Raw genomic sequence first — 10,736 nt, forward strand, 5'->3', positions numbered from 1 at the left:
CCGTGAGCACCACCCCCCTCGACGACCGGCAGGTCCAGCAGTTCCTGGACACGGGCTACGTCGTCCTGGAGAACTGCTTCGACGCCGCGAGCGCGGCCCCGATCGTCGACCGGGCCTGGGACCGGCTCGGCGTCGACCGCGACGATCCCGCCACGTGGGACCGCCCGCGGGTGCACCTGCCCTCGCTCGAGCACGTCGACGCGGCCGAGTTCGCCCCGACGGCGTTCGCGGCCGCGTGCCAGCTCCTCGGGGGCGAGGACCGCGTCCGGACCCCGTGGCACTGGTCGGACGGGATCATCGCCAACCTCGGCGTCGGGGCGGACCGGCCCTTCGACCCGCCCTCGGCCGAGGTCGGCGGCTGGCACAAGGACGGTGACTTCTTCCGGCACTTCCTGGACTCCCCGGAGCAGGGGCTGCTCACGATCGTGCTGTGGACCGACGTCCACTCCCGCGGGGGTGGCACGTTCGTGGCCACGGACTCGGTGGGGGTGGTGGCCCGGTTCCTGGCCGAGCACCCCGAGGGCGTCCTGCCGGAGGTGTTGCAGCAGACCCCGCTGATCCGCGAGTGCCGGGAGTTCGTCGAGCTCACGGGCCGGCTCGGGGACGTCGTCCTCATGCACCCGTTCCTGCTGCACGCGACGTCGCAGAACGTGCTGCGGGCGCAACGCCTCATCACGAACCCGCCGCTGAGCCTGCGCGAACCGATGGATCTGGACCGCGAGGACCCCTCGACGTCGTCCCCGGTGGAGCAGGCCGTGCTGCGCGGGCTGGGGGTCGACCGCTACGCGTTCACGCCGACGCGCCCCCGCGAGGCCGTGGTGCCCGGCCGACGGGGTTGACGCACCGGACTCCCGTCCCCGGGTGACAGGATGGGCGGGTGACCTCAGAACCCCTGGCCGCGCCCCTCACCGACGCGGAGCGGGAGTTCGCCCGCGGCTGGAAGCTCGTCGCCACCGACCTCGACGGCACGGTCATCCCGCGCGACCGCCCCGTCAGCGCCCGCACCCTGGCCGCCTTCGCCGCCTGCGAGCGCGCCGGCATCCCCGTCGTGCCGGTGACGGGCCGCCCGCCGCGCTGGGTCACGCCGCTGGCGGCGGAGGCGGGACTGCGCGGCCAGGTCGTCTGCGCCAACGGTGCGATCGTCTTCGACCTCGACTCCGAGGAGTTCGTCCGTCAGCACCCGATCCCGGTCGACGTCGTCCGTGAGGTCGCGGCCCGGTTGCGTCCGGCGCTGCCGGGGATCGGGTTCGCCCTGGAGTCCATCGAGGGGTTCCGCCGTGAGGACGCCTACGCGACCCGCTTCGACAGCGGTCTCGAGGAGCGCGTCGCCCCGTTCGGGGAACTGCTGCGCGACGCCCCGCCGATCGTCAAGATCCTGGCCAAGTGCCCGGGGACGCTCAGCGACGAGATGGTCGCGATCGCCGCCCGGGAACTGGGCGACCTGGTGAACGTCACCCACTCCAACGCGGCCGACTCCCTCATCGAGATCATGGCCGCCGGGGTCAGCAAGGCCTCGACGCTGGCCGAGGTCGCGGCCGACCGCGGGATCACCGCCGCGGGGGTCGTCGCGTTCGGGGACATGCCCAACGACCTCGAGATGCTGCGCTGGGCCGGCCGTTCCTACGCGATGGCCGACGGGCACCCCGAGGCGCTGGACGCGGCAGACGCCGTCGCCCCCGAGTGCGGGAACGACGGCGTCGCCCAGGTCCTGGAGCGCCTGCTCAGCTCGCGCGAGCGCTGATCCCGCCCACGCCGCGGACCACGACGGGAACCCCGTCGACGGTGTCGGGCAGGTCCGGGTGGTCGGTCTCGTCGACGACGTTGACCTTGACGGCCCAGTCGCCACCGGCGTGGGTCAGGCCGATGCCGTTGACCCGTGGGTCACCGGCGACGAGGCTCCTGACCTGCGCCTTGGCCGCACGGGCCACGTTCGCGTCCGGGGAAGTGGACTGGCTCACACCACCAGTGTCGCACCGAGCGCGTTCAGCACAAGGCCGATCGGGTTGCAGAACGTGAGGCCGGCGCCGTCGGCGCCGCCGCGCTCGCTACCCGCGAAGAGCAGGCCGACGGCCTCGCGGGTGTCCGGCCGGTAGACCAGCGACCCGGAGTCACCCCCCGCCGAGAACGCCCCGCTCGCCCCGGTGACCTCGATCTGGCCGTCGAAGCTGACGACGCCGACGGGGTACTGGACCGCCACGTCGTCGAGTTCGATGGCGCTGATCCGGCCCTTCGTCCACCCCGTCGTGCGGCCCACCTTCTCGACGTCGACCTCGTCGTCGGGGTCGGCCCAGCCGGTGAGGCGACCCACGGGGTAGGCGAGGTCGACGCCCGAGGCGTCGGTCACGTCCTCGAGCAGGGCGATCGCGGCGTCGACGGTGTTCCCGCCGCCGGCGTCGAGGTGCACCGCGCGGGCGAGGCGCGCGACCCGGTCACCGGCCTTCCCGCCGTCGAACGGGCCGGGCTGCAGGACCGGGTCCTCGAGGGCGGCCTGGTCGGAGTTCGCGAGGACGTGGTTGTTGGACAAGACGTACAACCCGTCCGAACCCTCGATGGTCACGAACCCGCCGAGGGTTCCCGCCGTGACGTCCCGCTGCGCGATCGACAGCCCCGGGTGCAGTGGACGCACCTTGCGCTGCAACGACTCCGGCGCCCACGTGCCCGGCTCCGTCGGGGCGGTGAGGGCCTGCACGAGGCCGATCTCGCGGATGTCGAGCTCGGCCTGCGCCGCTCCCGTGGTGAGTTCCCGCGCGCTGCCGGCCAGGGCCTCCCCGCGGCTGCCGGAGTAGCGGACGGCGAGCCCGTAGCGCGGTCCGTCGGCCCCCCGGCCGAGGACGCTGATCCCGACGCTGGCCACGCCCTGGGGCTGGGCGACCGCAGCCGACCGGATCGACCCGGCGAGCAGCCGGGCCTTGAGTTCACGAGCGTTGTCGATGTGCACGAGACGTCCCCCTGTTGTCGGTACCTGATCACCCGGCGAACCGGGACGAGCACACCGTGCCACCGCCCTCCGACACAACCCCTCCCGGTGACCGAGGGCGCCGGGAGCCGTCGGTGGACGTGTGGGTGCGACGAACCGGGTGCTCTGGTACCGAGTTCGTCTCACCCACAGCTCACTCCACGTGGTGACACCGATGGGTGCGACTCGTGCGAGGTTCAGCGCAGGCCGGCGAGGGTCTCCGCCTTCACCACGGCCCGCTCCACCGACGCGATCGACGCCGGGTCGAACGTCTCCGCGACCCGCACCATCGCGGCCGCCTCGGCGACCTGCGCGCACGCGGTCGCGGTGCGGGTGACGGAACGGTGGACCTCCCCGGCCGCCCCGCCGGGGACGAGCAGCTGCGAGCTGGGGGAGTCGAGCTGGGCCTGCAGGCACCGGGCCCGGGCGGCCCGGGCCACGAGGTCCACCCGGGGGAGGAACTGCTCCAGCGCGTTCCGGGCGGGACCGGGCGGGGTGCCGTCGACGACCTGCTCGACCCGTCGCACTGCCCGCTCCACCCCGTGGTGGGCGCGCTGCCAGACGCCGTCCCCCAGGGGGTCCGGCGTCCGGCGCCAGAACGCGAGCTTCAGAGGTACTGCCCCGTCCCGGGCGGCTGGATGCGGGGCATGCCGTCACCACGAGGGGGACCGGCGGGGTGCGGGGCCCCAGCCGGCAACGCCCGCCGCATCTCCTGCAGCTGCGCCTGCGCGGCCATCTGCTGGGCGACGAGCGCGGTCTGGATGCCGTGGAAGAGACCCTCCAGCCAGCCGACGAGCTGGGCCTGGGCGATGCGCAGCTCGCTCTCCGAGGGCGTCTCACCCTCCGCGAACGGCAACGCGATCCGGCGCAGTTCCTCGACGAGCTCCGGGGCGAGACCGTCCTCGAGCTCGTTGATGGAGCGCTCGTGGATCTGGGCCAGGCGGCTGCGACCGGCCTCGTCCAGCGGCGCCGAACGCACCTCCTCGAGGAGCTGCTTGATCATGCTGCCGATGCGCATGACCTTCGCCGGCTGGGACACCATGTCGGCCGGTCCGGGCTCGCCGTCCTCGAGCGGTTCGGCGATGCCCATGCCCTGCGGGGTCACCACCACGACGCGCGGTTCGGGGCCGTCGGTGGTCTCACGGGGGGCGTCGGGCGGGGTCGGGTCGCCCGGGAAGGAGGTGGAGTCGGTCGAACCGGGGAATCCGGAGGTGGAGTCGGACATGACCCCATCCTGCCCTCAGCCCCGGCGGTGCACCTCTCGCGGGAGGCTGCGGGCCGCGCTCAGCACCGTCAGCGCCACGACCGCCCCGGCCACGACGTAGGACGTGCGCAACGAGGCGTCACCGGCGTAGACCACGACGAGAGCTGCGGCGCAGGCCACCGGGACGACCAGCGACAGGGCCACCAGGCGACCACGCCGACGGTGGTCGCGGCTGGGCAGGACCTGCACGAGGCAGAGCACGATCGAACCGACCAGCGCCGAGGCGAGCACGTCGCTGACCCGGTGCCACCCGTCGGCGATGACGAAGGCCCCCATCGCCCCCGCGGCCGCCGCCCCCACCACCGCGACGGGGAACCGCAGCCAGCGCGGGGCCGCGACCAGCAACCCCAGCGCCAGCCCGAGCACCGCCGACGTGTGACCGCTCGGCAGGCTGTTCGAGGACGCCGCGTAGCTCTCCGCGAGGTGCGGACGTTCCAGCAGCACCAGCTTCAGCAGCTCGGTCAGACCCAGCGTCCCCGCCGCGACGGCCAGGCCCTGCACGGCGCGCCCGGGACGTCCCCGGACCAGCGCCAGGACACCGATGGCGACGAACCCGAACACCAGGTGCTGCGGCTGCAGGCGTTCCGCGAGGTGGAACGCCCGACCGAGCCAGCCGGCCGCGTCGCCCCGGGTCGCGAGGGCGTCGGAGTGCAGGCGGTTCTCGTGCAGCTGACCCGTCGCCGTCCGCACGCAGACGTAGTAGAGGACCCCGAGGGCCACGACCTGACCCCACGCCCCGGCGAGCGCGACGAACGACCACGTCCGTCGCGCCCCGGGCGTGCGGGACGGGCTGTGCTGCTGCGAAGGCGCGGAGGTGACCACCCCTCCACTGTGCGGCACCCGCGACGGCGCTGCGCACCCGTGACGTGCAGGGAAGGTGAGCTTCCTGTGTCCTGCCGGGTCAGCGGGACGCGCGGTCCAGCGCCGAGAGTTCCTCGGCGTCCAGGACGAGGTCGAGGGCGGCCATCAACGCCGGCAGCTGCTCGAGCGTGCGGGCGCTCGCGATCGGCGCGAGCACCGTCGGCTGCTGACGCAACCAGGCCAGCGCGACGCTTGCGACCTCGACACCGTGGGCGGCGGCCGCCGCGTCCAGCGCCGCGAGGACCTTCTCGCCCCTGGGCTCGTCGAGGTACTTCGCCGCCCCCGCCTGGCGCTGGGACTCGGCCAGCCGGCCGGGGCGGTACTTGCCGGTGAGGAAGCCCGACGCCAGCGCGGAGTAGGGGATCGAGGCGAGCCCGTTGTCCGCCACGACCTTGCCCGCGTCGCCCTCGTACTCCACGCGCTCCACGAGGGAGTACAGGTTCTGCAGCGCGACGTAGCTCGCGAAACCCTCCCGGCGCGACGTCTCCAACGCCGCCTCCAGGCGCGGGCCGGTGTAGTTCGAGGCCCCGATCGCGCGGACCTTGCCCGCCCGGACGAGTTCGTCGAACGCGCCGAGGGTCTCCTCCAGCGCGGTGTCCGGGTCGTCGGCGTGCGCCCAGTACAGGTCGATCCGGTCGGTCTGCAGCCGCTGCAGCGACTCGTCGACGGCGTGGCGGATCGTGTCCGCGGCGAGGCCCTCGCGGTCGGGCTTCTTGCCGACCTTGGTGGCCAGCACGACCTGGTCGCGCTTGCCGGACTTCGCGAACCAGCTGCCGATGATCGTCTCGGAGATCCCGGCCCCGCCCGCCGACCAGGCCGAGTAGACGTCGGCGGTGTCGACGAAGTCGCCGCCGCCCTCGACGAAGGCGTCGAGCACCCGGTGCGACTCCGCCTCGTCGGCGGTCCACCCGAAGACGTTCCCACCGAGGCTGAGCGGTTTCACGTCGAGGTCAGAGGTTCCGATGCGCGTCATGGTGCCCAGGCAACCACCCCGGGGGTGCCGACGCGCGTCGGCACCCCCGGATCTCAGAAGTCGGTGCTGGTGCTGAGGTCGCGCCAGACGTCCACCTCGGCCGCCCGCGCCTTGAGCACGCCGTCGATCGCGGAGACGGCGTCCGTCCCCAGGAAGATCGAGGCCGGGGCGTTCTCCGCCTCGGCGATCGCGATCATCGCCGCCGCCGCCTTCGCCGGGTCGCCCGGCTGCGTCCCGTGCGCGGTGTCGTTCTCCTTGCGGCGCTTGCCGGCCGTCTCGGCGTAGTCGCCGATCGCCTCGGCCGACTGCGTCAGCGAACGCCCCGCGAAGTCGGTGCGGAACCCGCCCGGCGCGACGATCGTCACCGAGATCCCCAGCGGGGCGAGCTCCTGGCGCAACGACCGCGACAACGCCTCCAGCGCCGCCTTCGCCGCCGCGTAGTACCCCGACCCGGGCGGCGCGACGTGCGCACCGATCGAGGAGACGTTCAGCACCGTCCCGCTGCGCCGGGCCCGCATCCCCGGCAGGACGGCCTTGAGCATCGACGCCGCCCCGAAGACGTGCGTCGCGAAGAGGCGCTGCACGTCGTCGTCGTCACCCTCCTCGACGGCCGCGCGGTAGCCGTAGCCCGCGTTGTTGACGAGGACGTCGATCGCGCCGAAGCGTTCCTCGGCCGCGCGCACGGCCGCGGCGACCTGGTCGGGGGAGGTGACGTCGAGGGCGAGGGCCAGCGCGTTGTCGGGCTTCGCGTCGGCGATGTCGGCGACCCGCGACACGTCACGAGCGGTGACGACGACGTTGTGACCGCGTTCGAGGACGGCCTGGGCGAGCGAACGCCCCAGGCCGGTGGAGCAACCGGTGATGAACCACGTGGACATGCCCCGACCCTCCCAGGGGTTCGGCCGTCCTGCCAGGTCCAGGCGGTGCCCCCTCCGTGCGGTAGGAAGAGGAGGTGCCCACGCTCACCGAAGGCGGCAACGCTCCGCTGACCGCGACCTCCGTCCGCGCGCACGTCACCGGCCCGGTCGACGTCACCGCCCTCGTCGTCAGCGCCGACGGCAAGGTCGCCGGCGACGCCGACATGGTCTTCTTCAACCAGCCCACCGCCCCCGGCGTCCGCCTCGACGGGACGGCGCTCGCGCTCGACCTCACCGCGTTGCGCCCCGGGGCGGACAAGGTCGTCGTGGTCGCCAGTCCCGCCGCCGAGGGCGCCACCTTCGCCGGGACGACGGTGAGCCTGCGCGTCGAGGGGTCCGGGGAAGCGGTGGAGTTCACGCCCGCGCGGCTGGGGTCGGAGACCGTCGTCGTCCTCGCGGAGTTCTACCAGCGCGGCGGTGCCTGGAAGGTCCGCGCGGTGGGCCAGGGCTACGACAACGGTCTCGCCGGGTTGGCGGGCGACTTCGGGGTGGACGTCGACGACCCCGGGACACCCGCGCCGGAACCGGTGGTCCCGAAGGTCTCCTTCACCAAGGGCGAGGACGCGCTCCCGGTCGAGATGCGCAAGAACCTCAACCTGCGCAAGGAGAAGGTCGCCCTCGTCCTGACCAAGCACCGGATGACGGGGTTGCGGTGCCGGGTGATCGTCGTGCTCGACGTCTCCGGCAGCACCAGTTCGCTGTACCGCAAGGGCGTGTTCTCGCGGGCGGTCGAACGGGTCGCCCCCGTCGCGGCGCAGGTCGACGACGGCGCCGAGATGCAGGCCTGGGCGATGGGGGGCCGGGCGAAGCAGCTCGAGGACATCACCATCGCGACCCTGCCGCAGTGGATCGAGCGGTACACCAGCAAGCGCTACACCGAGGCCGAGGGGTGGAACAACGAGAAGGCCGCGATCGAGGACGTCGCCCGCTACGTCGCGAAGAACCGCCTCGACATCCCGACCCTCGTCCTGTTCTTCCACGACGGGGGCGTGACCGACAACCGCGGCACCGAGAAGGCGATCCGCGCCGTCGACCGCGAACCCGTGTTCTGGCAGTTCATCGGCATCGGACGCAGCAACTACGGGATCCTCGAGAAGCTGGACACCCTCGAGGGCCGGGCGCACGACAACACGGGGTTCTTCGCCCTCGACGACCTCGACGCCGTCGACGACGCGGAACTCTACGACCGGATCCTGCAGGAGTTCCCGGCCTGGATGCGGGCCTACTACCCCGCGGGAGCGCCTGCGCTGCAGGGACTCAGCTGACCACCACACGGTCGAGGTGGTCGAGGACCCTGGTCCACGCACCGCTCGGCAGGTCGTCGCGGTCGAGGCCGGCGCGCACGAGCCCCGCGAGTTCCGCGGCGGTCGGGGCGCTGGTCGCCCCGCCGAGCCGCTGCACCGAGACCGACCCGGCGAGGACGGCGAAGGCGACGGCGGTGCGCAGGTCCCAGCCCGCCGTGCGCGCTCCGCAGAAGGCGGCGACGAAGCAGTCGCCGGCGCCGGTGGGGTCGATCGCGGCGACGGGTGGGGCGAGGACCTCGCACCGTTCCCCGGTGCCCGCGTCGAGCGCGACGGCCCCGCGGGCCCCGCGGGTCACCACGACGACCCCGGTCCTGGCGGCCAGGGCCTCCAGGGCCTCGTCGGCGTTCCCCGTCCGGGTGTAGAGCCGCGCCTCGTCCTCGTTGGGGACGAACGCGTCGACGTCGGCGAGGCGGTCGAGGGTCGCGGGGTCCCACCGGCCGGTGTCGTCCCAGCCCACGCCACCGACGACGAACGTGCCCTGTGCGCGCAGGTCGCGGACCCAGGCCGGGATGCCCTCGGCGATCCCGACGTGGCAGGCCGCCACCCGCGGCAACGCCCGGGGCAGCGACTCCGGCAGCCAGGTGGCGCGTTCCTCGTAGGTGATGAAACTGCGTTCCGCGGCGTTCGTGAGCGCGACCGTGACGGCGGTGTGGGCGTCGGGGAGTTCCGCGAGCCAGTCGAGGCGGAGCCCGGGTTCGGCGCCGAGCTGGGCCCGCACCGCGCCGCCGAAGACGTCCGTCCCGACGGCGCCCACGAGGGCGGTCCCGAACCCGAGGCGGGCGCTGGCGACGGCACGGGTGGCCGTTCCGCCGGCGGTCACGGTGAAACCGTCGGCGAACACCTCCGCGCCGGGCAGGGGCGCCTCCACCCCGGACATCACCAGGTCGCAGAACACCCGGCCACCGAAGACGAGGTCGAGCTCGGTCACGGGACACCCCTCGATTCACTGATCGTTCGTGCAGGTCGGTTCGCGAAAGACTAGTCAAGGATGCGCGTTCGGTCATATCCTCCCTGCGTGAACGAGCAACGAGGGGCTGTCGAGTGAAGCTGGCGATCCTGGGCGGGGGCGGCTTCCGGACCCCGTTCGTCTGGCAGGCGCTGCTGCGCGACCGGGGGTTCCCGCGCATCACGACCGTGACGCTGCAGGACACCAGCGAGGCGCGCCTCGCCGGCATGCGCGCCGTGCTGGAGCAGCTGTCCGAGGGCTTCCCCGATCCGCCGCGCCTGCAGACCACGACCGACCTCGACCGTGCCGTCGAGGGCAGCGACTTCGTCTTCGCGGCCGTCCGCGTCGGGGGGCTCGAAGGGCGCTGCGCCGACGAGCGGGTCGCCCTCGACCTCGGGGTGCTCGGCCAGGAGACGACGGGTCCGGGCGGGCTCGCCTACGCCCTGCGCACCGTCCCGTTCATGCTCGACGTCGCGGAGCGGGTCAAGCGACTCGCCCCGGACGCCTACTTCCTCAACTTCACCAACCCCGCCGGCATCATCACCGAGGCCCTCCAGGGCGTCCTCGGGGACAAGGCGCTCGGGATCTGCGACACCCCGTCCGGCCTCGGACGCCGGGTCGCCCTGCTCCTCGGCCACGACCCCGACCACGCCCGCCTCGACTACGTCGGCCTGAACCACCTCGGCTGGCTGCGCCGGGTCGAGGTCGGTGGCCGCGACGTGCTGCCGGACCTGCTCGGGGACGACGGACTGCTCGCCCAGCTCGAGGAGCAGCACGTCTTCGGCGCCCCGTGGCTCAAGGCGTTCGGCGCGGTCCCCAACGAGTACCTCTACTACTGGTACCGCAACGCCGAGGCCGTCGCGCGCATCCGCGAGTCCGCCATGACCCGGGGGGAGTTCCTGCTCAAGACCCAGGGCGAGTTCTTCGACGCCCTCCCGCACGCGGGTTCCGGCGCCGCGAAGCTGTGGCGCGACACCGTCCTCGACCGCAGCGCGAGCTACATGGCCGAGGCCAAGGGCGGTGAGCAGGGCGCTCCCGAGAACCCCGAGCCGCCGGAGACCGACCCGTCCCAGCAGGGGTACGCCGGGGTGGCGCTGGCCGTCATGGCCGCCATCAGCCGCGACGAACCCTCGACCGCGATCCTCAACGTGCGCAACGGCTCGACCATCGCCGGACTGCCGGCCGACGCGGTCGTCGAGGTCCCCGTGGCCGTCGACGGCAGCGGGGTCCGCCCGTTCGCGACGCCGGCCCCGGACCTGCACCAGCTCGGGTTGATGCAGCAGGTGAAGGCCGTCGAACGCCACGTCATCGCCGCCGCCGTCCACGGTGACCGCTCCGAGGCGTTGCTGGCCTTCGCGACCCACCCGCTGGTCCGTTCCACCGACGTCGCCGAGAAGCTGCTCGCCGGCTACGTCGAGCGGATCCCCGAGGTCGCCGCCGTGTTCGACCGTTCCTGATCCGGCCTTGATCCGGCCTTGATCCGGCCTTGATCCGGCCCTGATCCGGCTCTGAACC

12 protein-coding genes are annotated in these 10,736 nt (G+C 73.2%); 4 read left to right on the forward strand and 8 right to left on the reverse strand.

Going from position 1 to position 10,736, the window contains the following annotated elements; translation table 11 throughout:
- Positions 1 to 2 precede the first annotated feature (2 nt).
- Positions 3 to 839 carry a hypothetical protein gene (locus OG218_RS15800; RefSeq protein WP_328294186.1) on the forward strand — a complete coding sequence of 279 codons (837 nt, stop codon included), beginning with the start codon at positions 3 to 5 and terminating at the stop codon, positions 837 to 839.
- 38 nt (positions 840 to 877) lie between these two features.
- Positions 878 to 1,741, forward strand: a complete 864-nt coding sequence (locus OG218_RS15805; RefSeq protein WP_328294187.1) for an HAD family hydrolase — start codon at positions 878 to 880, stop codon at positions 1,739 to 1,741.
- On the opposite strand, the gene OG218_RS15810 is transcribed toward OG218_RS15805, so the two are convergent.
- The 7 genes from OG218_RS15810 to OG218_RS15840 form a co-directional block, all read right to left on the reverse strand.
- Positions 1,722 to 1,958: a hypothetical protein gene (locus OG218_RS15810; RefSeq protein ID WP_328294188.1), complete on the reverse strand. Its 237-nt coding sequence runs from the start codon at positions 1,956 to 1,958 to the stop codon at positions 1,722 to 1,724. The genes OG218_RS15805 and OG218_RS15810 overlap by 20 nt on opposite strands.
- Entirely contained in the window at positions 1,955 to 2,938 is a 984-nt protein-coding gene (locus OG218_RS15815; protein ID WP_328294189.1) for a hypothetical protein, read from the reverse strand. Before OG218_RS15815 ends, OG218_RS15810 begins: the two co-directional genes overlap by 4 nt.
- Before the next feature lie 215 nt (positions 2,939 to 3,153).
- Positions 3,154 to 3,483: a hypothetical protein gene (locus OG218_RS15820; RefSeq protein ID WP_328294190.1), complete on the reverse strand. Its 330-nt coding sequence runs from the start codon at positions 3,481 to 3,483 to the stop codon at positions 3,154 to 3,156.
- An 80-nt stretch (positions 3,484 to 3,563) separates the two neighbouring features.
- On the reverse strand, positions 3,564 to 4,181 hold the full coding sequence (locus OG218_RS15825; RefSeq protein ID WP_328294191.1) for a bacterial proteasome activator family protein: 618 nt from the start codon (positions 4,179 to 4,181) through the stop codon (positions 3,564 to 3,566).
- 15 nt (positions 4,182 to 4,196) lie between these two features.
- Positions 4,197 to 5,042, reverse strand: coding sequence for a phosphatase PAP2 family protein (locus OG218_RS15830; protein WP_328294192.1), 846 nt, complete (start codon positions 5,040 to 5,042; stop codon positions 4,197 to 4,199).
- 79 nt (positions 5,043 to 5,121) lie between these two features.
- Positions 5,122 to 6,054, reverse strand: a complete 933-nt coding sequence (locus OG218_RS15835) for an aldo/keto reductase (protein WP_328294193.1) — start codon at positions 6,052 to 6,054, stop codon at positions 5,122 to 5,124.
- A gap of 53 nt (positions 6,055 to 6,107) precedes the next feature.
- Positions 6,108 to 6,932 (reverse strand): oxidoreductase, encoded by an 825-nt coding sequence (locus OG218_RS15840; protein WP_328294194.1) that lies wholly within the window; start codon positions 6,930 to 6,932, stop codon positions 6,108 to 6,110.
- A 74-nt stretch (positions 6,933 to 7,006) separates the two neighbouring features.
- Here OG218_RS15840 and OG218_RS15845 point away from each other — a divergent pair, with 74 nt between their 5' ends.
- Positions 7,007 to 8,236, forward strand: a complete 1,230-nt coding sequence (locus tag OG218_RS15845) for a VWA domain-containing protein (RefSeq protein WP_328294195.1) — start codon at positions 7,007 to 7,009, stop codon at positions 8,234 to 8,236.
- Here the strand turns inward: OG218_RS15845 and OG218_RS15850 are convergent.
- Complete coding sequence (locus OG218_RS15850; protein WP_328294196.1) at positions 8,229 to 9,203, reverse strand: carbohydrate kinase family protein; 975 nt, start codon at positions 9,201 to 9,203, stop codon at positions 8,229 to 8,231. The genes OG218_RS15845 and OG218_RS15850 overlap by 8 nt on opposite strands.
- Before the next feature lie 113 nt (positions 9,204 to 9,316).
- Here OG218_RS15850 and OG218_RS15855 point away from each other — a divergent pair, with 113 nt between their 5' ends.
- Positions 9,317 to 10,678, forward strand: a complete 1,362-nt coding sequence (locus OG218_RS15855) for a 6-phospho-beta-glucosidase (RefSeq protein ID WP_328294197.1) — start codon at positions 9,317 to 9,319, stop codon at positions 10,676 to 10,678.
- Positions 10,679 to 10,736: the final 58 nt, after the last annotated feature.

Source organism: Kineococcus sp. NBC_00420, from assembly GCF_036021035.1.
GTDB lineage: Bacteria > Actinomycetota > Actinomycetes > Actinomycetales > Kineococcaceae > Kineococcus.